This window comes from Priestia sp. SB1 (assembly GCF_038898415.1).
On record NZ_JBBJSS010000008.1, the window covers coordinates 162,680 to 186,786 of the forward strand.

The 24,107-nt window shown below is 39.2% G+C and carries 19 protein-coding genes; 3 read left to right on the top strand and 16 right to left on the bottom strand.

Features of this window, described 5'->3' with window-relative positions; genetic code table 11:
* Positions 1-71: 71 nt before the first annotated feature.
* The 3 genes from WKH56_RS27015 to WKH56_RS27025 all read right to left on the bottom strand — a co-directional run bounded on the left by WKH56_RS27015 (position 72) and on the right by WKH56_RS27025 (position 5,362).
* Complete coding sequence (locus WKH56_RS27015; RefSeq protein WP_310884317.1) at positions 72-2,624, bottom strand: cyanophycinase; 2,553 nt, start codon at positions 2,622-2,624, stop codon at positions 72-74.
* 93 nt (positions 2,625-2,717) lie between these two features.
* Positions 2,718-3,890: a beta-aspartyl-peptidase gene (iadA, locus tag WKH56_RS27020; RefSeq protein WP_275211354.1), complete on the bottom strand. Its 1,173-nt coding sequence runs from the start codon at positions 3,888-3,890 to the stop codon at positions 2,718-2,720.
* A gap of 50 nt (positions 3,891-3,940) precedes the next feature.
* Complete coding sequence (locus WKH56_RS27025) at positions 3,941-5,362, bottom strand: YfcC family protein (protein WP_048018582.1); 1,422 nt, start codon at positions 5,360-5,362, stop codon at positions 3,941-3,943.
* A gap of 433 nt (positions 5,363-5,795) precedes the next feature.
* Between WKH56_RS27025 and WKH56_RS27030 the strand changes: the two genes are divergently transcribed.
* Together WKH56_RS27030 and WKH56_RS27035 are read left to right on the top strand one after the other, a co-directional pair.
* Positions 5,796-6,866 carry an isocitrate/isopropylmalate dehydrogenase family protein gene (locus WKH56_RS27030; RefSeq protein WP_063246939.1) on the top strand — a complete coding sequence of 357 codons (1,071 nt, stop codon included), beginning with the start codon at positions 5,796-5,798 and terminating at the stop codon, positions 6,864-6,866.
* Positions 6,867-6,905: 39 nt separating this feature from the next.
* Complete coding sequence (locus WKH56_RS27035) at positions 6,906-7,844, top strand: nucleoside hydrolase (protein ID WP_275211355.1); 939 nt, start codon at positions 6,906-6,908, stop codon at positions 7,842-7,844.
* A gap of 80 nt (positions 7,845-7,924) precedes the next feature.
* Here WKH56_RS27035 and WKH56_RS27040 read toward each other — a convergent pair whose 3' ends face one another.
* From WKH56_RS27040 to WKH56_RS27075, 8 genes are all read right to left on the bottom strand, one after another.
* Positions 7,925-8,089: a hypothetical protein gene (locus WKH56_RS27040; RefSeq protein WP_168760527.1), complete on the bottom strand. Its 165-nt coding sequence runs from the start codon at positions 8,087-8,089 to the stop codon at positions 7,925-7,927.
* A 3-nt stretch (positions 8,090-8,092) separates the two neighbouring features.
* Complete coding sequence (locus WKH56_RS27045) at positions 8,093-8,524, bottom strand: MarR family winged helix-turn-helix transcriptional regulator (protein WP_063246937.1); 432 nt, start codon at positions 8,522-8,524, stop codon at positions 8,093-8,095.
* A gap of 196 nt (positions 8,525-8,720) precedes the next feature.
* Complete coding sequence (locus WKH56_RS27050) at positions 8,721-9,704, bottom strand: agmatinase family protein (RefSeq protein ID WP_310884316.1); 984 nt, start codon at positions 9,702-9,704, stop codon at positions 8,721-8,723.
* Positions 9,679-10,968 carry an imidazolonepropionase gene (gene hutI / locus WKH56_RS27055; protein WP_310884315.1) on the bottom strand — a complete coding sequence of 430 codons (1,290 nt, stop codon included), beginning with the start codon at positions 10,966-10,968 and terminating at the stop codon, positions 9,679-9,681. Before hutI ends, WKH56_RS27050 begins: the two co-directional genes overlap by 26 nt.
* Positions 10,969-10,984: 16 nt before the next feature.
* Positions 10,985-12,646 carry a urocanate hydratase gene (gene hutU, locus WKH56_RS27060; protein WP_048018576.1) on the bottom strand — a complete coding sequence of 554 codons (1,662 nt, stop codon included), beginning with the start codon at positions 12,644-12,646 and terminating at the stop codon, positions 10,985-10,987.
* Between the two features lie 49 nt (positions 12,647-12,695).
* On the bottom strand, positions 12,696-14,207 hold the full coding sequence (gene hutH / locus WKH56_RS27065) for a histidine ammonia-lyase (RefSeq protein WP_028413924.1): 1,512 nt from the start codon (positions 14,205-14,207) through the stop codon (positions 12,696-12,698).
* 354 nt (positions 14,208-14,561) lie between these two features.
* A complete protein-coding gene (locus WKH56_RS27070) occupies positions 14,562-15,386 on the bottom strand; it encodes an aldo/keto reductase (RefSeq protein ID WP_048018575.1) in 825 nt (274 codons plus the stop codon).
* Positions 15,387-15,423: 37 nt separating this feature from the next.
* On the bottom strand, positions 15,424-15,615 hold the full coding sequence (locus WKH56_RS27075) for a hypothetical protein (RefSeq protein WP_033578521.1): 192 nt from the start codon (positions 15,613-15,615) through the stop codon (positions 15,424-15,426).
* 316 nt (positions 15,616-15,931) lie between these two features.
* Between WKH56_RS27075 and WKH56_RS27080 the strand changes: the two genes are divergently transcribed.
* Positions 15,932-16,405, top strand: a complete 474-nt coding sequence (locus WKH56_RS27080; RefSeq protein ID WP_048018574.1) for a YbaK/EbsC family protein — start codon at positions 15,932-15,934, stop codon at positions 16,403-16,405.
* A gap of 852 nt (positions 16,406-17,257) precedes the next feature.
* On the opposite strand, the gene WKH56_RS27085 is transcribed toward WKH56_RS27080, so the two are convergent.
* From WKH56_RS27085 to WKH56_RS27105, 5 genes are all read right to left on the bottom strand, one after another.
* Positions 17,258-17,566: a DUF5634 family protein gene (locus tag WKH56_RS27085; protein ID WP_048018573.1), complete on the bottom strand. Its 309-nt coding sequence runs from the start codon at positions 17,564-17,566 to the stop codon at positions 17,258-17,260.
* A gap of 212 nt (positions 17,567-17,778) precedes the next feature.
* The gene (map, locus tag WKH56_RS27090) at positions 17,779-18,525 is read right to left on the bottom strand and encodes a type I methionyl aminopeptidase (RefSeq protein WP_045291382.1); all 747 of its coding nucleotides are present in this window, start codon (positions 18,523-18,525) and stop codon (positions 17,779-17,781) included.
* A 243-nt stretch (positions 18,526-18,768) separates the two neighbouring features.
* Entirely contained in the window at positions 18,769-22,347 is a 3,579-nt protein-coding gene (locus WKH56_RS27095; RefSeq protein WP_342837039.1) for a glycoside hydrolase family 32 protein, read from the bottom strand.
* Positions 22,348-22,434: 87 nt separating this feature from the next.
* Complete coding sequence (locus WKH56_RS27100) at positions 22,435-23,262, bottom strand: mannose/fructose/sorbose PTS transporter subunit IID (protein ID WP_013056298.1); 828 nt, start codon at positions 23,260-23,262, stop codon at positions 22,435-22,437.
* Between the two features lie 26 nt (positions 23,263-23,288).
* Positions 23,289-24,095: a PTS mannose/fructose/sorbose transporter subunit IIC gene (locus WKH56_RS27105; protein ID WP_013056297.1), complete on the bottom strand. Its 807-nt coding sequence runs from the start codon at positions 24,093-24,095 to the stop codon at positions 23,289-23,291.
* Between the last annotated feature and the right edge of the window lie 12 nt (positions 24,096-24,107).

The following is a 24,107-nucleotide window of genomic DNA, read 5'->3' on the forward strand; positions in this document are numbered from 1 at the left end:
CCTCCGCTTTAATAGGTGGAGGCACAATATGCTAAAGTGCTAGATGCATTGAATTACTGTCTGTTCTCTTTTTATTTAATAGCTACTTTTATTGGTTTGATATCTAAGGCTACCTTTACAATGGAATAATCGTCTTTTTGACCGTCTGTATAAGCCCAATACCCATTGCTTTCGGGGCTTTTTCGGAAGGTAAGCTCAAATCCTTTGTTTTGGTTAAACGCATAGCTCTTTATTTCTTTGCTCTGAGCGTTATCAATAAGATCGTAAGCTAAAAACTTTCTTAATACACCGTGTGGAGAGAAAAGACCTGTATTTGGTCCAACCTTTTCACTGTAGTATTCATTTTTTCTAGTAGACGTTTTAGCTGGGTTTATGACGATTTCTTTTGTTGTCATATTTACTTTATCGCCTGGAGTAATACAAGAGATAAGAATATTTTTGTAATTACTCGGAAATTTGTCATTTGCCTGTACTTTGGCTAAATCAACTAACGTAATACCGCCTCTTCCAACAACTTCTATTTGTTTTCCTGAATTGTTGACCACCATAGCTGTATCTTCATCGATTCCGTACGCAAGCTGATTTTTATTTCCTTTTTCGTACGCTGTTGCAATAAGGCGTCCTAGTCTTGCTTTGTTGTCAAAATGCTGATCTACCAGACCGTATTGAAAAAAACCAAGGCCTTTTTCCAAATAAGCAGGACCGCCTTCTTGCTGAGCCATATCATCGTACGTGTCTGTAAATCCGTATGAAAGCGCTCCGTAGCTATCTCCGCCAGCCAGCATAGTATTACTCATAATTGCCGCTCCCGCACTCGTACCGCCAAGTACTGCCCCGTTTTTATACGTATGCCATATAGCTTGTAAGACTTTTGAGTCTGAACCATTTTCATTACGCAAAGAGCCCGTAATCATCGTCTGATCTCCTCCTACAAACCAAATGCCTGTTAGCCCTTTAACTTTTTGCGCTAGTTTTTCATTGTTCATATTTAGTTTCCAACTCGACTCGTTTTCAGAAGTTCCTTTAAAGTCATGGTTTGAAATAGGTAAAATTTCTATATTTTCTGCCTTCACTCCGTATTTAACTAAATCGCCTTTAAACTGATTAGAGGAATCGAACTTAGTACTCGCTGCAGGCACAATTCCTATTTTGGCTTGTTTTCCTCCTGCAAGATCAATAAACTTGTTATACACGCTTGAATTGCTGCTGCCAAGCGCTCCGCCTGCAATTAAAAGATTACCTTTGATCGAATCGTATGCAGGACTTTCAGATGAAGAAAAAGTAGATTTTTTATACGTTAAACTAGTTTTTTTATCCGGCTGGAATTTGACGGTTTTGGGCGTAATATCCATTCTTACATTTACAATGGAATAGTCATCTTTTTGTCCGTCAGTATATCTCCAGTAGCCGTTTGTGTCATTATCCTTTTGGAAAGCAATTTCGTAACCAGACCCTCTACTGTCATAAACATAGCTGCTAGCAGATTTCATCGATTTATTGTCAACAAAAGAATAGGATAAATAAGCCTTTAATCTTCCATAGGGTGTAAAAACACCCGTAGCAGGCAGCGCGTTAAAGGAATTATATTCAAACCCCTTTGTTTCTACTTTATCTTTTGGAAATTCAAATGACTTTAAATGAAAGTTAATTTTATCTCCAGGAGATAAGTAACTGACTTTTATGTTCTCTAAGCCTGAACGCACTTTTTGCTTAGATATAAGCTTAGCTTTGCTCATATCTAATACAGCTACTCCGCTTCTTCCAACGACTTCAACCTTTTGATCTTTATTGTTAACGACCATAGCAGTATCTTCGTCTACACCGTATGCAAAGTTTTTTTCTTTGTCACGTTCAGCATTATACGCAGCTACTGCCAGTCGCCCAAGTCGTGCTCGTTCATCCATATGCTGATCAATTATGCCGTGTTGGAAAAATCCCAGCCCTTTTTGAACTGATAGAGGCTCGTATTCTTTCTTATTGTGTTGGTTTTCGTTTACATGTTTATTTTCCTTGTTTCCTATACTTTCTTTTAAAGCTCCTAGACTGTCTCCTCCTGTAATCATGACGTCACTCATAATTGCAGCTCCTGCACTTGTACCTCCGATAACTGCTCCCTTACGATATATATCCCAGATAGCTTTTAACGCTTCAGAATCGTTTCCATTATTTTCACGAAGGGAATCCACAATTTTTGTTTGGTCTCCTCCAACAAACCAAACTGCCGTTAGTCCTTTAATCGTACGGGATAACTTCTTGTCGTTCACTTGATTCTTCCAAGTCGATTCATCTTTTTGTGTGTCAGAAAAATCGTGATTGGAAACGGGAAGAATTTGAATAGAATCTGAGTTTACTCCGTATTTCACGAGGTCTTCCTTAAACTTTTCAGAAGACTGCAGCGTTGTGCTAGCAGCTGGAATAATCCCTACTTTGGCTTTTTCTTTTCCCCCAGCAAGCAAGAGAAATTTTTCATATATATCGTGATTGGATGTTCCTACACCTCCGCCCGCAATAACAAGGCTGCCTTTAATGCCCTCAGTATTTTCTTGTGCTTTTGCAAGCAGGGGTGTACTCAACGAAGAAAGTAATGTAAAGCTGATGAGACATGAAACCAGTTTCTTTTTCATTTGAAAGATCCTTTCCACGCAAATTTTAATACCCTTCTCTAATTAGCTCGTATCCTTTCCGCGATACTTTCGATAAATGATATCTAAAACCTGTTATTCAAACGTTCCTTTCACAACAGGGACACCGTCTTTTACCATTACTTTACCTTGAGCAAAAACCGTTTTAATTGTTAGCGTCTCTTTGTCTAAAAGGACTAAATCTGCATCTTTTCCGGGTTGAATATGCCCTTTATTGGACAGTTTTAATACTTTGGCAGGATTAGAAGTAATGACTTGAAGAGCTGTTTCTAACGGTATTGATTCCTCTAATACTGCATCTCGTACTTCTTGAAATAAAGAAGACACTTTTCCAACTTGAAGACCTTTATAATCTCCGTTATCATCAAAAAACGGCAGGCTCGCGTTTCCATCTGATGAAAACGTAATGCTGTCAATCGCCACTTTCTCTTCCAGCATGATGCGTAACCCTTTGCTGCACTTAACTTCGCCTTCTTCTAAAAAGTGAGGGATCGTGCTAGTCGTAAAATCTACATATCCGCCTCGCTTTGCAAATTGAATTCCTTCTTTAAACAGCTCTTCATTTCTATTAATATGTGTAGGGTGAAACTGACGAATTGGCAGGTCTGTTTTATCTGCGATTTGATTCAATAAAGATAATTTTCGTTCTCCGTCTCCTACGTGAATCTCTAATATTCCGGCTTTCCCTGATAAAATCCCTCCATTGCGGGCAGCGGAAGCCACCTTCACCAGTTCTTCAAATGTCGGTTCAGAAGAACGGTGGTCGGAAATGGCAATTTCACCTACTCCGATAATTTTATCAATTAAAATAAGATCTTCTTCAATGCTATTAGTTAACGTTTTTACCGGTATTTGATAGGAACCTGTGTGAATGAAGCAGCTAATCCCTTCTTCTTCTAACCCTCTTGCTTTGGCCAGAAGGTTTTCCATTCTTCTTGTTGTACCGTCTGTTCCAAGTACACCTACAATAGTTGTAACACCGGCAGTCGTTGCATCGGTTAACATTAGTTCAGGAGTGCGTGTTTTATATCCACCTTCTCCTCCTCCGCCAATAATATGAACATGTGAGTCAATGAAGCCTGGAGCTATAATGTGATTAGCGGCATCTACAACATCAATAGGAATGGACGTATTTACATGATCAATACAATCTTTTATAAGGATGATTTTGCTGTCTGCAAGCAATATATCTTTTTTTCCTAAGTGCTGTGGTGCATATACTTCTGCGTTTTTGATTAAGGTTAACAACTTCTATTCCTCCTAGTAAGCTCAACTTACAAATTACATTTTTCTATCTCTTAAAATGGCCCGTAATTGATAAAATAAGCAATCACAACGGCTATTAGACCAATCACATATTGAATAAGGACTAACGGCAACACCCATTTTGCCCACTTTGTCCATGAAATTCCCGCAATTGCTAAGCCAGCCATTAATGTTCCAGCCGTCGGGAAAATAATGTTTCCGATGCCGTCTGCAAAAGAAAAAGATAATACTGCCGTTTGTCGCGTAATATCAAGCAAATCTGCAAGCGGCGTCATGATTGGCATCGTCAGCATCGCATGACCCGTTCCAGATGCTAAAATAAGATGAATCAGCGCTTGGAAGTTGTAGATTCCGATGACGCTTAAATATCCCGGAATATGTTGAATCGCTCCAGATACTTGATGAAGCATAGGGTCTACAATATGACCTTCATTTAAAACAACAAGAACTGCGCGAGAAACTCCGATAACAAGCGCTCCTCCAACCAGTGCTGCTGCCCCGTTTGTAAACGACTTAACCGTATTTTCAACAGAGAGTCTTCCAATAATCCCAATCACAACTGTCAAAATCACAAACAGAGAAGCAATTTCAGTAATGTACCACTTATACTTAATAACCCCAAAAGCAAGAATTACATAGTTAACAAGAAATGCTGCCATAATCCATTTATGCTTTCTAGTTAGCTTGGCATCGGAGTTTAAAAGTTTATTTGCATTAGTTATGCTGTATTTTCCGTATGTTCCAATCGAAGGACTTTTTTTCACTTTCATTGCATATCGGTAGACAAACCATACTGAAACAGCGTAAACAACTACGAATAAGATGAGACGAAAGCCCATTCCAGAAAACATAGGAAGCTCTGCTACTCCTTGTGCAACACCTACTGTAAATGGATTCATAACGGCCGTAGTAAAACCAGCTGATGCTCCAATTAACACAATAGCAGTCCCTGTTAATGCGTCGAACCCAAGAGCAAGTGCCAGCGGAATTAAAAGAGGAATATAGGCTAGCGTTTCTTCCGCCATTCCCATTAAAGATCCTCCTACCGCAAAAAATAGCATCATAACAGGAATTAATAGCTTTTCTCGGGTAGCGAGCTTTTTAGCCATCGTTGTAATTAATACATCTACTGTACCCGTAGCACTTAGTACACCAAAGAAACCGCCAATAATTAATACAAAAAAGATAATGTCGGCTCCTTCTACCATTCCTGTATGTATCGCTTTGACCATATCAAAGAATCCAACTGGTGTAGAATCAATCCATTTAAACGATTGAGGATCTACCGTTGTTCTCCCGTCTACTTCTACACGCGCATATTCTCCAGCTGGCAAGATATACGTTAAAATGGTAGCAATCACAAGAAAGCCTAACAATAAAGCAAAAACGTTTATTTTCCTCTCTTTTTTCCGTACTTGATTTAATGAACTCATTTCCTTTTGCGGTTCACTCATTCTTCTTCTCCCCTTTATTGTGAAATAATAGCTTTAGACAAACCTCTCTTTCTTTAAAAGCAGCTTCCTTATCTGCGACTATATATTGCTCCTTTCTTTTGTATTCCTCATATATAGTACAAGCAATTTTCGTGCCAACGTAGAACCGTTTAATTTTCTGAATTATGATATAATTAAATCGTGTTTTAGGTGTTAATTGGGTGTTTTTAAAAAATTAACACCGCCAATTAAGATGTTGGTTGATAGAAAATTTGGAGCACGAAGCATTAGCTAGTTCTTTTTTAAAAAGCTGCAAAAAGAAAGATAAAAGAATTTAATCTATAAACATAAAAAAATACTATTTTATTATTGTCTTTTCTTTAAGTAGATTAATACTATAAACCTTCAATCTATTTATAAAAGCATTGCGCATAATGAAAGGGTGTTCAAAACAATGACTGTTTATCGTTTCGGGGTATTGGCCGGTGATGGCATCGGGCCGGAGATTGTCGATGCCGCAGTTAAGGTAGTTAAAACTGCTTCTTGCAAAGCAGGAGTAAAAATGGAATGGATTTATCTGCCTATGGGATGGGAAGGAATTAAACAATATAACGATCCTCTTCCAGAAGTAACGATAGATGCTTTAAAACATACGCATGGATGGATACTTGGCCCGCATGATTCTGTGGCTTACCCTCTTGAACACAAAGAAAAGCGTAATCCTAGCGGAGAGCTTCGTCACAGTTTAGATCTTTACGCGAATATTCGCCCTGCTAAAACAATGCCAGGTATTAAAAGCGTCGTGAAAGAAGCCGATTTAGTGATCGTCCGAGAAAATACAGAAGGATTTTATGCCGATCGTAATATGTATTCTGGACACGGGGAATGGCAGATTACAAAAGACGTTGTGGTGACATCGGGGGTATTTACGCGAAAAGCCGTAGAAAGAATTGCACATGAAGCTTTTGCATTGGCTATGCAGCGTCGTAAAAAAGTAACAATCGTACATAAAGCAAATGTTTTAAGATTAAGTACCGGACTATTTCTAAACGTTTGTCGAGAAATAGCTGAGCAATATCCTGAAGTAAAAGTGGACGACTACCATATCGATGCCATGGCTGCTCATCTCGTACGTCGTGCAGCCGATTTTGATGTCATTGTCACAGAAAACATGTACGGTGATATTCTTTCAGATTTAGCAGGCGAGCTTGTAGGAAGCTTAGGATTAGCCCCTTCTCTTAATGCAAATGAACATATCGCTATGGCACAAGCAGCTCATGGTTCTGCGCCAGATATCGCAGGTTTGAACATAGCAAACCCAACCGGTATTATTTCTTCAGCAGCCATGCTACTGAAATGGTTGGCTGAAAAACATGCTGATCACAAACTTACAGAAGTGGCTGCTACAGTAGAACACGCATTTTATCAAACGCTCCAAGCTGAAGTGAAAACGAAAGATTTAGGGGGACATGCCTCTACGTCGGAGTTTACAGAAGCTATTTTAGAAAAAATAAAATCCATGTAAAATTAACAGCAATTTATCCATTCTATAGAGGTGATCATAATGAAAAAAAGAAAGATTATTATGGACTGTGATCCAGGTCATGATGATGCTATTGCTATTATTTTGGCTGCCGCACGACCGGAATTAGATATTTTAGCGATTACAACTGTTTCAGGAAACGCAGAAATTGAAAAAACGACGATGAATGCTTTGAAAGTGTGTGATTTAGTATCGTTACATAACGTGATTGTTTCAAAAGGAGCAAGCGAACCAATGATGCGCAGACGTGAAAACGCGCCTAGTATACACGGGGATTCAGGATTAGACGGCCCTGAGTTCCCTCCTCTCTCTCGCAGCTGGAGCGAAGAACACGGAGTAGATACTATTATACGAATGGTCAAAGAGTCAGAAGATCCCGTTACGCTTTTGCCTACCGGTCCTTTAACGAACATTGCTTTAGCTTTAATAAAAGCTCCAGAAATTAAAGAAAACATTGAAGAGATTATCCTTATGGGCGGCGGAACCTTCGGGAACTGGACGCCAACGGCTGAGTTCAACATTTGGGCAGATCCAGAAGCGGCTAAAAAAGTGTTTGATAGCGGTATTTCACTCGTAGTAATGGGGTTAGATATTACGCATCAAGCCGTTGCAACAGATAATGTTATTAACCAAGTGATGAACATTGATAATAACGTAGCAAAAAAGGTGGGTGAATTATTAGCGTTTTTTAAATCTGCCTATAAAGAAACGTTTGGATTTAATGGCCCTCCTGTTCACGATGTATTGACCGTTGCTTACTGTGTAGCTCCAGAACTATTTACGCTCAAAGAAGTTAATATTGTAGTAGAAACACGCGGAGAATACACGGCTGGAACGACTTCAGTTGATTTGCTTGGAGTTACAGGAAGGACAGCAAATGCGAAGTTTGGTTTAATCCTTGATGCAGATGGTTTTTGGGATTTAATGATTGAGGCTCTTAACACATATTCGGCTTCGTAATGTTCATCTAGAAGATAGGTAAGATCAGCACCAGAACGTCGAGTTCGCAACTCGGTGGTGCTGACTTACTTTTATTCATACTATCTAGCTGTTTTTTTCGCTTTTTGATTGAGCATTACAGTAATGATTGAAGCAACAATAACACCTGTAATCAAACAGTTGGATATATCTTTATAAATTACTCCCATTACTGTCCCGCCTATAACGCCTACACTAATAAGTGAAATTCGTTCTCTTTGACTCATGATTTATCCCTCCATCTTTTTTAACAAAACATTTAATTTATGAAGAGCAAACTGCAGGTCTAATTGCTCTTCTTCATTTAACTTCGCAAGATTTGTATGAAAATTACTATAAATCCCTCTCCACTTTTCCTCTTGAATACTTTTTCCCTTAGATGTTAATGAGACTAAAACTGCACGCTTGTCTCGCGAATCGGGCATTTTGATTAAATATCCTTCATTTTCTAATTCACTGATAACATTCGTTAACTGTTGTTTGGCAATATTTAATCCATTACTAATTTCCTTAATATTCAAATCTCTTTTTTTCATATACATGAATTCAACTACGTGATTTTGTAAATGTGTTAATTTCACTTCATTCTTGTTTAAGTTCTTGAAGTTTTCAAATAAAACCGGTATTAAAGCGATATATTCCTTAGCCAGTTTTTCCTCCATAAGATACTCACCTTCTTTAGTAAAAATATTATTACTAATTTTAAATAAAAACAATATAAATAGTTTATTTTAGTAAAAATATATTTACTAAAATCCATACACACTTCTAAAGTTATGTTATCTTGCTCTAAAAAAAGTTTATTAATCCTATGTAAGCAGCTATTTAACGATAAAAAAAGCAAGGAATTATACTCCCTTACTTTCTGTTTACAACTCCCGTTAAAAAATTCAAAAATACATGTACGCCTGCTTTTACAGTTATTTCTTTTACATCACGCAGCGGATCTAGACAAACGATATCCATTGCTTGAACAAGCGGATGACTCCCAGCCGTGTATACCGCTTCAAACAATTCCTCCGTTCTCATTCCCCCTGTGGTTCCTGCTGGAACTCCAGGTGCGTAAGCAATATCTAACACGTCCATATCAACGGTTAAATAGATCATGTCTACTTCTTTGCTCAGCTGTTTTAGTACTTCTTTCACCGTATGAGTTACTCCCGCTTTTCTTGCTTGCAGTAGCGTTACATAATGAACGCCTTTGCTATCCGCATATTCCTTTAACGATTTTGAGTTGTAAAACCCGTGAAGCCCAATATTCCATACATGAGTTGCATCAATTGTGTTGCTTTCAATTAAATTTCGTATGGGTGTTCCGTTAGAAGGGCCATTGTCTTCTAAGCTTCGTAAGTCAAAGTGCGTATCAAACTGTAAAATTCCTATTTTCTGTTCGGGATGTGACTCTTTCCATCCTTTTACTAACATAGCTGTAATGGAGTGGTCTCCTCCGAGCATAACAGGCAGCGCATGCGGATGACATTTCCGCATAGACATCATCGCTTCTTTTATATACTGATGAGACTTCTCTATATCCGTTACGTGCTGTTTGACGTCACCTAAATCCAACACTGACAAGGAAGTCAAATCCGTATCATACTCAATATGATACGGGTTAAAGGATTTCCAAAGCTTCCTCATGGCCATTGGCGTCTCACTGGCTCCAGAAGCGCTAATGGAAGATCTTGAAAGAGGCACGCCCAAGACCGTAATATCTATCGATGTAAAGTCGACGTTGCACCCATCTTCAACTGTCTGAATCCAATCACTTACTTTTGGGTCAGAAGTACTTTGACGCTGCCAGCAAAAAGGCGGTCGATCAAGCTGTGGGTACGGATAGTTCATGTAAAACACCGCCTTCAACCACAACTTTCCCATCTTTTAATACCGTGTCTACAAGATTTACGGCATAGTTATACTGCAGCGTTTGGTAATTGGGCGCATCAAATAGCACTACATCGGCTTTTTTACCTACTTCAATACTTCCGATTTGATTCTCTTTGCCAATGGCATGAGCCGCGTTGATCGTACAGGCTGTTAAAACTTCTGCTGGCGTCATTTTCATCGTTAAACAAGCTAAATTCATAATAAACGGCAGCGATTCCGTAGGAGAAGACCCTGGGTTTCGATCTGTAGACAAAGCAACCGGTACCCCTGCTTCGATCATTTTTCTAGCACGCGCCGGCTCTTCCATTAAAAAGAATGCAGTACCCGGCAATAGAACGGCTATAACTCCGCTTTCAGCCATTTGCTTAATTCCTTGATCGGATGCTTTTAATAAATGATCCGCAGACACAGCTCCCACTTTAGCCGCTAATTCTGCCCCGCCAAAAGACACAATTTCATCGGCGTGGATTTTAGGTTTTAGTCCGTATGCTTTTCCAGCTTGTAAAATACGCTCTGACTGTTCAACTGTAAACACGCCTTCTTCACAAAATACATCACAAAACTCCGCTAGCTCTTCTTTTGCAACAATTGGTATCATTTCTTCCATAACGTGTTGAACAAACGCATCTTCATTTCCTTTGTACTCAACTGGCACCGCATGAGCTCCCATAAAGGTTGAAACAACATCTACTGGATGCTGTTCATTCAGTTTCTTCGCTACTTTTAATTGTTTGATTTCATCTTTAAGATTTAAACCGTACCCGCTTTTGGCTTCGACAGTTGTAACTCCGTACTGCAGAAATTTATTTAAACGTTTTGTAGATTGCTTGATTAGCTCCTCTTCTGTTGCTTGTCGTGTACTAACGGTTGTTTGTAAAATTCCTCCTCCCGCTTTTAAAATATCAATATACTTTGCCCCGTTTAAGCGCATTTCTAATTCTTTTTCACGACTGCCTCCAAACACAAGGTGAGTGTGGGGATCAATTAACCCAGGCGTTACGATTTTTCCTTCGGCATCAATTATATTAATAGGTTCATGGATATGCTCAAGGTATTCCTGCGCTTTGACGTCAGGTCCAACAAATACAATTCTTCCATTTTTCACGAGTACGCTGCCATTTTCAATGATTCCTAGAGCTGACATTTCTTCCTCTCGTCTAGGCTGACTTCCGCCTTTAACCGTAATGACTTGTTCAGCGCATTTGATATACGTAATAGTCATACGTATCCCTCCTTTTTTATTCATGTAACGCAGGAATTTGTATCCCTTTTTCTTTTGCAGTTTGAATGGCCTTATCATAGCCGGCGTCTACATGACGAACAACACCCATGCCAGGGTCTGTTGTTAAAACACGTTTTAGACGTTTGGCTGCATCTTCTGTCCCGTCTGCTACTACAACCATTCCAGCGTGCAGAGAATACCCCATACCTACTCCTCCTCCGTGGTGAACGGATACCCAGCTTGCGCCTGCTGCCGTATTGACTAATGCATTTAAAATAGGCCAGTCTGCTACTGCATCACTGCCATCTTTCATTGCTTCAGTTTCACGATTGGGCGAAGCCACAGAACCGGCATCTAGATGATCTCTGCCAATAACGATAGGCGCTGACAGCTCTCCGTTTGCTACCATGTCATTAATAATTTTTCCAAAGCGCGCTCTTTCTCCGTAGCCTAGCCAGCAGATACGCGCCGGCAACCCTTGAAACTCAATTTTTTCTCTCGCCATTTTAATCCAGTTGCAAAGATGCGTATTATCCGAAAACTCACGTAAAATGACTTCATCTGTTTTATAAATATCTTCTGGGTTTCCTGACAAAGCGACCCACCTGAACGGTCCTTTTCCTTCACAGAACTGCGGACGGATGTACGCTGGGACAAATCCCGGGAAATCAAATGCATTCGCGACACCTTCATCGAGCGCCACTTGGCGAATATTATTGCCATAGTCAAAAGCAACCGCGCCTTTTCTTTGCATCTCTAACATGGCTTGAACGTGAATAGCCATACTTGCTTTTGATTGTTTTATATATTCATTTGGATTTGTATTCCGCAATTTTTCTCCTTCTGCTAAGCTGACTCCAATCGGCAAATATCCGTTAAGCGGATCATGTGCCGATGTTTGATCTGTCACAATATCTGGGATAAATCCTCGCTTTATCATTTCAGGAAGAATCTCGGCTGCATTTCCAACTAATCCAATGGACAGCGCTTTGCCCAATCTTTTTGCATCTTCAGCTAACTTGATTGCATCAGCTACACTTTCGACTACCGTATCGCAATACTTTGTTTCGATACGTTTTTCAATACGCGTGCGATCAACATCAATTCCAATGACAACGCCGCCTGCCATCGTAACGGCTAGTGGTTGGGCACCTCCCATTCCTCCTAATCCAGCTGTTAACGTAATGGTTCCTTTCAAAGTTCCGTTAAAATGCTGGTTGGCACACTCAGCAAATGTTTCATACGTTCCTTGAACAATGCCTTGGCTTCCGATATAAATCCAGCTTCCTGCAGTCATTTGCCCGTACATCATTAACCCTTTTTTATCGAGCTCATGGAACGTCTCCCAATTCGCAAAAGCAGGAACAAGATTTGAATTTGCTAATAAAACACGCGGAGCATCACTGTGCGTTTTAAAAACCGCAACCGGCTTGCCGGACTGTATGAGAAGCGTTTCATCTTCTTCTAATTCTTTTAACGTATCTACAATACGATCGAACGCCTCCCAGTTACGGGCTGCTTTTCCGATCCCTCCGTATACGACTAACTTTTCCGGATGCTCTGCTACTTCGGAATCTAAATTGTTTAGAAGCATGCGAAGAGCGGCTTCTTGTACCCAGCCTTTTGTCGTTAGTTCTGTTCCACGAGGTGCTTTTATTCCACTTTGTTTTGTCTCCATTTCGTTTTCCTCCTCTATAAAAATGAAAAACTGTTAAACTAACTTTTTATTACAGTGCTAGTTCATAATTCGTATCTTGCACAAAAGTTTTGAAATCAGCTGCTAACGCCTCAATATCACGTGAGAAAATTCGATCTTTCATAATGGTTGGTACGGTTTTTCTAATTCTTGAATAAATTTTTCTTGTTTCTGAAGCAAGTTTATCCACTCCTTGAATATCGGCTGCTTGAGCCGCACAAATTGCTTCGATTGATAGAACTCTTCTTGTATTTTGGATAATTTGATAAGCATGACGTGCAGCAGTCGTTCCCATGCTGACATGGTCTTCTTGATTCGCTGAAGATGGGATAGAATCAACACTTGATGGATGCGCTAATACTTTATTTTCGGAAACTAATGAAGCCGCAGCGTATTGAGTAATCATGAGCCCGGACTCCAGACCTGGATCTGCACTTAAAAATGCGGGCAGCCCGCTAAGCTGAGGGTTTACTATTCGTTCAATGCGCCGTTCAGAAATATTCCCAAGCTCCGCCATTGCAATTCCTAGAAAATCCATAGCAAACGCAATGGGCTGCCCGTGAAAATTCCCTCCAGAAATTACTTTGCCGCTGTCAGCAAAGATGAGCGGGTTATCAGTTGCTGAATTAATCTCAATTAACAGCTTTTCTTTTACATAATTTAAAACTTGATAAATAGCACCATGAACTTGAGGAATGCAGCGCAGTGAATAAGCATCTTGCACTCTTATTTGACCTTGAGAAGTAGTTAATTGACTGCCTTCTAAGTACGAAAGAATTCGGGCAGCTACCTGCTGTTGTTCCGGGTAAGGTCTTACTGCATGTGACTCAGGCATGAATGCTTCTACAATACCTTGCAGACCTTCTAATGTCAGTGCTGCAATTCCGTCAGCAAGATCAGCGAGCTTTTGAGCTTCAAGGTACGAAACTACTCCTACAGCCGTCATTGCCTGAGTGCCGTTGATCAAAGCTAGCCCTTCTTTTGCCTGTAATTGTATAGGTTCAAGCCCTGCTAGCTTTAAAGCATCTTCTCCTTGCATTCGCTGACCATTATATACAGCTTCTCCTTCGCCAACTAGCAGCAGCGCTAGATGTGATAACGGGGCTAAGTCACCGCTAGCTCCAAGCGAACCTTGACTCGGGATAACCGGTACTACGTTTTGGTTTAAGCAATCGATAAGAAGCTGCAAGGTTTCCAGTCGTATTCCGGAATACCCTTTAGCTAATGCGTTCGCTCGTAAAAGCAGCATGACTCTGCTTACTTCTAACGAAAATGGCTCTCCTAGTCCGCAGGCATGACTGCGAATCAGGTTAATCTGCAGATCGGCTAAGTCTGTTTTTGAAATAACCGTATCACTAAACTTTCCAAATCCCGTATTCACTCCGTAAATTACGTTGTTGTTCGTAATGCTCTCTTCAACTAACGTTCTGCTTTTTTGTATATGTTCAACTGCGTGATCGCTAATTTTCACAGAGTATCCTTGGTAAATAACTTTGTAAATTTGGTCGAACGTCAGTGAATTTCCATCAATTTGAATAAACATCATACCCGCTCCCTTGTTAAACTGTAGACTGCCTTTTCTTTTTGAACACAAAAAGGGGCTATATCAAAGAGGAAACAAGCTCCTTTTGATATAGCCCCCTATAAACTAACCTACTTACACTATGGGCTTTTATTAATAATCAGTATTTCACTTATACATACAATCGCTAAATGACTAAATCACTATACACTTTAAGCTGTACAACTTAAAGCAACTAGGGTACCTACACTAAGTATTACGCTGAATTAATCATTTGTCAATTATTATTTAAGAAAATTTTAAATAATCTGAAATAAAATCGTTATTTCTTATAGCAGCGATGATTCACGGCTGCACAATTTTATTTTTCAAACGTTATCGGACGTTCATGTCGCTTGGATGCGGACCTTTGCGGCGGTTGCTGTTTAATCCATTAATCTCTGCCATATCATCAGCAGTAAGTTCAAAATCAAACACGTTAAAGTTTTCTTCTATTCTAGACGGTGTAACTGACTTAGGAATGACAATTGTGTTGTTCTGTAAGTGCCAGCGCAATACAACTTGAGCCGGAGTTTTGCTATGTACTTCAGCAATTTTTTGAATAACCTCGTCTTGTAACACTTCTCCTCCTTGATCAAGAGGGCTCCATGCTTCCACGAAAATATTATGTTTGGCGCAAAACTCTTTTAATTCATTTTGAGCAAGATACGGATGGCACTCAATTTGGTTTAAAGCAGGCGTTACGTCACATTCATTTAACAAGCGCTCCAAATGCTCAATTTCAAAGTTGCAGACGCCAATTGCTTTTACTTTGCCATCGTGATAAAGCTTTTCTAATGCTTTATACGTCTCCACATACTCATCATATTGAGGAGTAGGCCAGTGAATCAAATATAAATCCACATAATCAAGTCCTAATCGTTCTAGGCTTTCATCAAACGCACGTAGTGCATTTTCATAGCCTTGGTCGCTGTTCCAAACTTTTGTTGTAATAAACAGCTCTTCCCGAGGAACAGAAGATTCTTTAATCGCTTGACCTACTCCTTCTTCATTTTTATAAATCATAGCTGTGTCGATAGAGGTATATCCAACTTCAATTGCTTTTGACACTGCAGCTGCTGCTTTGTTATCTTCTACTTGCCATACGCCAAATCCAAGCTGAGGCATTTTTAAGCCGTTGTTTAATGTGACAATATTCATTTTACATGTCTCCTTTTTTGTTAAAAAGTTCAAAGTTTTAATGATGGTGCCAGCCGATCAGCATAGCAACCTGGCCCATTATAATGCCGACTGGGATTCCTACAATCATGGCTCCAAATCGAAATTTAAAAGACCATGCCCGCGGTACAAGGGAAAACAAATAAATCATACTCATCGTTGCCATACATGTACTGCTAAAGAAACTGACGATAGTGTGTAAATTTGGCATTCCTTCTCCTCATTTCACTAGAACATTTGCGCCTTTTCAATTTCATCATTTATCTTTTGTTCTAATGCCTATGTTTTCGCAGCCGACATAGTTACATTCGTCAAAGGGTTCCGTAATCCTGCTTCAATCAGCTAAAAATACTTTACCTACGTAACTTTTTTAATTAAAACGAATATGTGCTTTTAACTGAGAAGTTGTGTATAATTTCCGTATATACAAAATAATAAGAATTTTTTATTTCAAAGAGAAACTGTACATCCTCTGTAAGGCAATCATACATATTTGCGAGATTCAATGAAAGGAATGGATATAAAAAATGGCGATTGAAAAAGTAAAAGCATATTTTAAACAATATGACATGGAGAATCGAATTATTGAAATGGATGAGTCCAGTGCTACTGTAGAACTGGCAGCGCAAGCTTTAAAATGCGAGCCGCAACGAATAGCAAAAAGTCTTTCTTTTAACACAGAAGGAACCGTTTTATTGATTGTGGCAGCGGGAGATGCAAAAATTGACAACCGAAAATATAAAGAAGAGTTCGGAACCAAAGCAAAAATGCTTGGAGCAAGTGAAGTAGAAACGCTGATTGGTCATGCCGTAGGCGGAGTATGCCCATTTGCCGTTAATGAAGGTGTTCACGTGTATCTAGATGAATCTCTGAAACGTTTTGTTACCGTTTTCCCTGCCTGTGGAAGTGGAAATAGTGCAATTGAATTAACAATACCCGAACTAGAAGAATTTTCGAAATGCTTAAAATGGGTTGATGTGTGCAAAGGATGGAATGAATAACTTAGGTAAATTAAGGTACAGATATACATAAAATAAATCAATCAGTACACCAACAAGCTGAAACAATTTTTTGTTTCAGCTTGTTGGTGTATCTAAACGAATTTATGAAACAGCTTAACCCAACCTAGGTAAGAAACCCCTAAGAGAAATACAAAAAGAAATAGTAAAGGAATGTTCCTAGGGATAAAAAGCCAGCCGTCTAACGTATTCCACAGAAATTCACTTTTATTTGCTTTTCTCATCATTTTCACCTCAAGCAGATTTACTATTTTTTCTTCAAAAATTCTTTTACACAGTTATATACAGTATCTTCAACTTATGACCTTTTTTCAAGAAAAACGTGCACGAAAAATGGACTGAATGTGAATCTTTTTAATTTATACCCGTTATGTACGCACTCATCGCCTTATTTTCATCTGTAAAAAAGAAGAAGCCTACATGTTTAGATGCAGGCTTCTTCTCGTTGATTCAGTCTTTCCTTTGTTTGCCTAGTCAGGCCCTTTCGTTACGTATATCGGTTCATAACCAAAGTGCCTTGTGTCAGATACGAATATCTGCTTTCAATTTGCGGTAATACATTTGCTGAAGTCGCTGTTAAGCCTTTCAAAACTAATCAGTCCCTTCAAACGCTAAGTATTTAACCTTCCACAACAACCATTTGCATGATAGCTGCTGTACTATATGTGTACCCCGTATTTATATAGTAAAACCTAAAAAAACAAATTTTTAGACTTTATAGCAAAGAAAATTTAGATCCTATAAGCGAAAAAAGCGCGCCAGCTATCAGTGCCTCTTCTACTCATTCTCACGCAAGTAAAGAAAAGCATCCGCAGTGAAATTGATCAAATTTATTTAATGTATCATTTGATCAATTTGTTGAAATGCATCTTCAAGTGAAGTATATCCATTTGTTTCTCCTTCGTTACCTTGAAGAGTCCATTCTTGCTTTTCTACTGCTAGTTTCCCGTCTTTATCTTTTATATAAGGTTTGTTAACCATAAACACCTGATCATTCTTTTTTACTGTATAGCCAAGATAATAATGATTTCCTTCTCCTTCTTCTTCATATACAGAAACGCCTTGAAGGTTATATTTGTTTAAAATGTCATCCATATGATGAGTCAGTTCACTTACAATCGCTTCTCTTCCTACATATTCCACATTTCATACCCCTTTTCATTTTGATTTATACTTAGCATTCCCTTGAGCATATTCAATTACACTATCTTTCAAACGTTGCATAAACAAAGCGACTCAATATGAAATTCATTCATTACACAATAATAAAAAAAGCTACCTCACTATTAATACAATGAAAAAACATTGCTAAGTGAAGTAGCTTTTTTGTTACCGAGATCTATAGAGAAACTTGATTATAGTTCAGTTAAAATAATCGGTTCACCGTTTGTTACAACAATCGTATGTTCACATTGTGCTACAAGACTATTATCAGGTGTAACAAACGTCCAGCCGTCGTCTCCGCGTTCAATGATATGATCAGCTTTCATAGAGATAAACGGTTCTACAGCAATAACAAGACCTTTTTTCAAAAGTGCTTTATCCATTGGATCATAATAGTTTAAAATGTGGTTAGGAGCGTCATGCAAGCTGCGGCCAACACCATGACCCGTTAAATTTTCAATAACCGCGTATCCGTTTTGGTGTGCAAAGTTAGAAACAGCACGACCAATTTGGTTTTGTTTTGAACCAGCTTTTACTTTTTTCATAGCCGCCCAAAATGCATCTACTGCAGCTTGACACAGCTTTTCTTTTTCTTCATCTTTCCCGATAACAAATGAAATGCCTGTATCTGAATAATAGCCATCAAGTACGGCAGATACATCCACATTTACTAAATCGCCATCTTTTAATACGCGATCTCCCGGAATACCGTGAGCCACTTCTTCGTTGACACTAATGCACGTTACACCTGGGAAATCATATTCTTTTTCAGGTGCAGAAATAGCACCGTGTTCATCCAATATTTTTTTACCGATCATATCAAGTTCTTTTGTTGTCATACCTGCTTTTGCTTGGCTTTTCATCTCTTCGCGCGCAAGTGCAACGATGCGTCCAATTTTGCGTAAACTTTCTAAATCTTGTTCGTTACCAATAATCATAAAAAAACACTTTCCTTCCTCGAAATATATATCCTATCCGATTTTATCATATTTTTATGAGGATTTTTCAAAAGACCTTTTAAGAACTAAAATGTATGATTAATTAGATTAGTAAGATATTTATCATATGTAAAAGTCCTCTTCATTAACCTATGAAATTCAAAAAAGCATGCTACTTCACCGCAGCATACTTTTTTATGTTATATAAAAGCTGCCTTGGTAAGCGGCAGCTCTCACAATCCGTTATTTTACTATTTCAAATTTCACTTCATTAAACAAACTAGTAGAATTCCACACGTTCAGCCCAGCATAACCTTCTGAAAAGGTAGGGTCCATTGTATCGATCACCAGCTTGCCATCGAGATAAACTTGAATGTGTTCTCCTTCAGCCATCACTTTTAGATGGTAATCCGTATTTGGTTTTAAATCCAGCTTTCCCCCATCGTCGTAAATAATGAGATCCTTTCCTATTCCGTCTCTAAACGCAATGAGCTTTATTTGATTATTCAGCACATCTACATTCGCAGCATAAGCATTGTTTGCCTGTTCATCCGAACGGAATACTAGCGCTCCTGCTCCTGTAGAATTTGAAACAGAATCGTCTAACACCTTTATTTTTGCCTCATATGTGAAATTTTTTGCTTCTTTTGATGATAAGGTAAAGGAATCTTCTTTGCTTCGTCCTTGTTTTCCGTTAATCGTATCGGCCCATAGTCCGCTAATATTCTTCCATTCAGATAAGTTTGTATCAACAGGACTTTTATTCCAAATAGATTTTAACGGATACATCTTAAGAGAATTTAATTTTACAGCCCCTCCTTTGCTGTAAAGCTTTATTTTATTGCTTGAAAGCGTTGGAAAGAGCTGGTCTGTTATTACTGCAGTGCCGTCATTGCCAAATACTTCTACAGACGACTGGTCTACAAACATATGAAGCTTAACCTTTCCGGCTTTTGGAAGCATGGGAGCAGAGTGTTTGCCTTTCACATTTTCACCAAAATCAAAACTTCCAGAGTTTGTTCGGTCAACAAATAATTGCTGCTTGTTTACGTTATAGCTGACTTTTGTATTTTCGCTGCCTTCTTTTTGAATTTGAAAACCAAATTCTTGTGCATCCGTATTTGAAACATCGAATTCTGCAATAATTTCATATTTGTTTTCCTGTATGCCTGACAGAAGATTTTCATTTTCAGTAACCATCAGATTCTTCAACACCTTTTTTTCTTGCTTATTGCGAATTGAATCAATTGAAACGGGTATTTGTTTTAAACGAAGCCCTTTTGCTGTGTTGGTGAGTTCTATTTTTCTTGGGATTGACATAGAGCTTCTCCAGGTAGTTGTTGGAGTATTGTTGGCATATTGCCAGTTGCTCATCCAGCCTAGCCAATACTTTTCTCCGTTATCTCCTTCAACACCGCTCCAATCTACAGCAGCATAAAAGTCGGCACCATAATCTGTCCAAAGCACTTCCTTTGGCGGGTTTTCATTTTTAAATGTTTTTCCGTCAAAATCACCAACAAAGTACTGCATACCTGAACCTCCAGCTGCCGCTCCATCATTGATACTGACTTGCAGTACCCATTTTTTCTTCGTTCTGTCTCCATCAACCGGCAGTTCGAGTAAAGTAGGACATTCCCAAATTCCTCCGTTGCTTCCGTGAGTTGAATTCACCCATTCTCCTGACACTGTGTTCCAATCTGAAAGCTCTCCGCCTTCTCTTTGTTTAGCTTCCTCTGGTTCTTTTGCTACACTGTCTACTTTCTCCGGCATTTTTTCTGTATTGAATACATTCACATCATCTAGATTAATATGCCCCCATCCTCCTACAGCTTGATCAACGGCTTTAATGTACAGTACTTCTCCTATATACTTAGAAGCATCCCACACGTAGCGCTGGTACTTTTCATCTGCAAACTTTGTATTCGCTTGACGAATCAATTCTTTATCGTCGGATGCCCGGACTAAGGCTACATAGCGGTTTGTGGGGTCGTTTCCGCCTCCCATTAACAAATTAATTTCACCTGAACCGCTCAATTTAAAATAAGACGAATGTAATTCTCCAGTGGCATTATCGCCATCTTGCTTATCAGAAAAACCCCATAAATGATACTTTCCTTTTTGTTCAAAAAGACCGCTCCAATTTGCGGTTGCATCCGTTACATGATCGTTTGTGAATGCATTTCCCTTTATCGTTTTCCAGCCGGTGAGATCTCCTGTTTCAAAACTTTTATTTTTAATTTCTTTTTCATCTGTATCAATAAACTTTGTCATGTTAACGTCTTGAAACCGGACTGAAGATTGATTAACGTGTAGTCCAAACAATCCTTTTGAAAAAGTTTCATCTTTTGCAGTAAGGGTGAAGTTATCGTCTATATGCAAATCAAGTTCATTTCCCGATGCAGTTACTTTTACTTGATGTGATTTGCTCGTATCAATTTTTTCGTTTGTTTCAGCAATGACAGTTGAAATGCCATTTTGAAGCTTGACTAGTTTGATTGTATCCTTAGAAGCATCTACGCTAGCTATATATCCGTTTTTGGCTTCAGCGTCTGCTCGGAAAAGTAGTGCACCTGAACCATGGTTTTCATCTAAAAATGTCATATTTGACTCGTAAATGAACTGATCTCCCTGTTCTTCACTCATAATATATCCGTCGCTGTTAGATTTACCGATTTTTCCAGCAGCAGTATCATTCCACGTTCCAGTAATAGATTTCCAGTTAGATAGATTGGTTATGAAATTAGATTGATTCGTAAATTTAACATGACGAAAGACAGCTGTGGAATTCCATGCTGTTAGTCCAAACTGACCGTTTTCAAAAGATGCATCACTGCCTTCTAAAACCTGTTTTCCATTTAGCAGTATCTTAAAGTGGTGACTGTTTGCTTCTACTTTCACGTGATACGCTTGTGACGTATCCAGCCTCATTGGCTTTGAAACAACGGTCGTTACGCTTCCTTTCTCTACTTTGTTAAGTGTTAAGAGGTTCTTTTCAGCATCTAAATTGACGGTATATGCGTTTGTTGCATCTTTATTAGAACGAAAAACAAGGCCTCCTGCACCTTCGCGTCCATTCTTTTCTACAAGCATAATTTCTCCCTCTAGAGTAAAAGATTGACCTTTTTGTTCAGACAAAGTATATGAATAGGCACCGCTTTGACCGTTTGCTTGAATCCCTCCGTCAGATCCAAACTCACTTGCGTATTTCCAATTTTTCAAGTCAGGTGATGTATAAAACATAATTTTATCTTTAGCAGCTAAAGACATCACCCACTGCTTGGTTTGCTCGTGCCAAAAGACTTTTGGATCGCGCCAGTCAGGAACTGGGGGATTTGGCATAACAGGATTTCCTTCATATTTGGTCCATGTTCTTCCGCTGTCCGTGCTGTATGCTAGACTTTGAACCTGCCCTTTACTGCCCGAGTGCGTAAAGATAGCTACCATCGCTTCTTTTCCAAATCCTGCGGTATTATTCCAATCGATAACGGCACTTCCTGAAAAGATCTCTCCGTTCTCATCTGGCGAAAGAGCAACCGGAAGGTGTTTCCATTTCACTAAGTCTGTACTAACTGCATGCCCCCAGTGCATAGGTCCCCAGGTGGTACCGTAAGGATAATACTGATAAAAAAGGTGGTACTCCCCGTTATAATAGACCATTCCATTTGGATCGTTCATCCAGTTCGCTTCTGGAGAAAAATGAAATTGATTCCGGTATTTTTCTTGATAATACCCTGTATTATCAGCTAATACAGGGTATACAGAAAACATGCTTATGGAACAAGCGACTCCAATCATCAATAACTTTTTGACGTTTCTTTTCATCTTCCTTTCCTCCTTTATTGGCATACTGGCTATGTAAAACATGTTCACCAGCAGATGCTAGAAGAATAGATGACTCCCTCTTATTTATCAGCCTAAAAAGCCGATCCAATAACCTCCTATACCGATTAAGAAAATACCGAAAATAATAAGCAGCGGATTTGTACCTTTTCGAAGCATCCATGCTACTAATAAAGTTAGTGCTAAAGGTAGCAGTCCCGGTAAAATACTGTCGAGTACGTCTTGCACGGTTTTCACGACAACTTTACCAGAATCATCTTTGATCCTAGAAACAACCACTGGTATATTAATAGTGGTCCATTTCGAAACCAATGCTCCCATTACGAAGAGTCCTAAAATGGATGCACCTTCCGTCAGTTTTTGAATTCGATTGCCTACTAAATCTTTTAAAATTTCTGTTCCTTTTAAATAGCCATATTTTAATCCATAATATTTTGTACTTAATCGAATGGCATTAATTAAGATAAAAAACAGCAGTGGCCCGGCAATATTCCCGCCTAACGCAAGAGATGCGCCTAGTGCCGCAAGAACTGGCCGCAGCGTTCCCCAGAAAATAGGGTCTCCTACGCCAGCAAGCGGGCCCATTAATCCAATTTTCATTCCGCTGATGGCTTTTTCATCAAAATCTTTTTTGTTTGCCATTTCTTCTTCCATTGCTGCCGTGACGCCGAATATAGGTGCAGAAATCCACGGATGTGTATTGAACCATTCTAAATGACGCTTTAGTGCTGCATTTCGCTGTGCCCCTGGTCCGTATAAACGTTTAATTGCTGGAATCATCACGTAACAGTAGCCCATTGCCTGAACACGCTCAAAGTTAAATGAACCGAGTAAAAAATTCGAGCGAATAAACATGCTAAAGATGTCTTTTTTCGTTAATCTTTTTTCATTTTCCATCTCTATCCCTCCCTTAAGTTCGCCGTTTAGGCATCTAAATCATCATCGTCATCATATACTTGTTCGCTCCCTGTAGCTGCGGGAACGCCTGCCGGCTGCATTTGATTTCGCTGCTGCATTACTTGCTGATAAAGAAGGGCTAAACAAAGACCTAACGCCCCAAATCCTACCAGGTTAAACCCTGTAAATGCCGCTAATAAGAACCCGATATAGAAAAAGGGCTTTAAATGAGGAATGTTCATCATATTGATAACCATGGCATATCCTACGACCACGATAATGCCTCCCCCAATTTGCAGACCTTTTGTAATAACTTCCGGAATATTTCCGAGGAAAGTTTGCACGGCGCTTACGCTGATTAATGTAACAATTAACGTTGGAATCATAACGCGGAGAGCCTGAAAACCCATAGCAGTAATATGCATAATTTCAATTCCTTTAAAGTTCCCTTCTTCCGCGTACTTATCAGCTCGATGAATTAAAAATACTGTGATGGTACGAACAAAAATGGTGAGTACTTGCCCTGCAGCTGCTAAAGCTATAGCTACCGCAATGCCTTCACCAATCCCCTGACCAGCTGTGATAACCAAAATAGTTGAAATAACAGAAGCAATAGCCGTATCAGGTGCCATCGCCAATCCAACATTCATCCATCCAAGAGCCATTAATTCCAGCGTTCCGCCTAAAATAATGCCCGTTTTTAAATCTCCAAGCACCAAGCCTACTAATGTGCAGGCAATGAGAGGACGATGGGATTGCCCTTCGTCCAATACGCTTGCGATGCCAGTTACCGCTGCAATGACTAATAATAAAATAATTTGTATGGAAGACATAAACTCATCTCC

Coding starts and splice junctions, on each gene's coding strand:
- WKH56_RS27015 (WP_310884317.1), bottom strand. CDS start 2,624: ATGAAAAAGAAACTGGTTTCATGTCTCATCAGCTTTACATTACTTTCT.
- WKH56_RS27025 (WP_048018582.1), bottom strand. CDS start 5,362: ATGAGTGAACCGCAAAAGGAAATGAGTTCATTAAATCAAGTACGGAAA.
- WKH56_RS27030 (WP_063246939.1), top strand. CDS start 5,796: ATGACTGTTTATCGTTTCGGGGTATTGGCCGGTGATGGCATCGGGCCG.
- WKH56_RS27035 (WP_275211355.1), top strand. CDS start 6,906: ATGAAAAAAAGAAAGATTATTATGGACTGTGATCCAGGTCATGATGAT.
- WKH56_RS27040 (WP_168760527.1), bottom strand. CDS start 8,089: ATGAGTCAAAGAGAACGAATTTCACTTATTAGTGTAGGCGTTATAGGC.
- WKH56_RS27045 (WP_063246937.1), bottom strand. CDS start 8,524: ATGGAGGAAAAACTGGCTAAGGAATATATCGCTTTAATACCGGTTTTA.
- WKH56_RS27050 (WP_310884316.1), bottom strand. CDS start 9,704: ATGAACTATCCGTACCCACAGCTTGATCGACCGCCTTTTTGCTGGCAG.
- hutI (WP_310884315.1), bottom strand. CDS start 10,968: ATGACTATTACGTATATCAAATGCGCTGAACAAGTCATTACGGTTAAA.
- hutU (WP_048018576.1), bottom strand. CDS start 12,646: ATGGAGACAAAACAAAGTGGAATAAAAGCACCTCGTGGAACAGAACTA.
- hutH (WP_028413924.1), bottom strand. CDS start 14,207: ATGTTTATTCAAATTGATGGAAATTCACTGACGTTCGACCAAATTTAC.
- WKH56_RS27070 (WP_048018575.1), bottom strand. CDS start 15,386: ATGAATATTGTCACATTAAACAACGGCTTAAAAATGCCTCAGCTTGGA.
- WKH56_RS27075 (WP_033578521.1), bottom strand. CDS start 15,615: ATGCCAAATTTACACACTATCGTCAGTTTCTTTAGCAGTACATGTATG.
- WKH56_RS27080 (WP_048018574.1), top strand. CDS start 15,932: ATGGCGATTGAAAAAGTAAAAGCATATTTTAAACAATATGACATGGAG.
- map (WP_045291382.1), bottom strand. CDS start 18,525: ATGATTATTGGTAACGAACAAGATTTAGAAAGTTTACGCAAAATTGGA.
- WKH56_RS27095 (WP_342837039.1), bottom strand. CDS start 22,347: ATGAAAAGAAACGTCAAAAAGTTATTGATGATTGGAGTCGCTTGTTCC.
- WKH56_RS27100 (WP_013056298.1), bottom strand. CDS start 23,262: ATGGAAAATGAAAAAAGATTAACGAAAAAAGACATCTTTAGCATGTTT.
- WKH56_RS27105 (WP_013056297.1), bottom strand. CDS start 24,095: ATGTCTTCCATACAAATTATTTTATTATTAGTCATTGCAGCGGTAACT.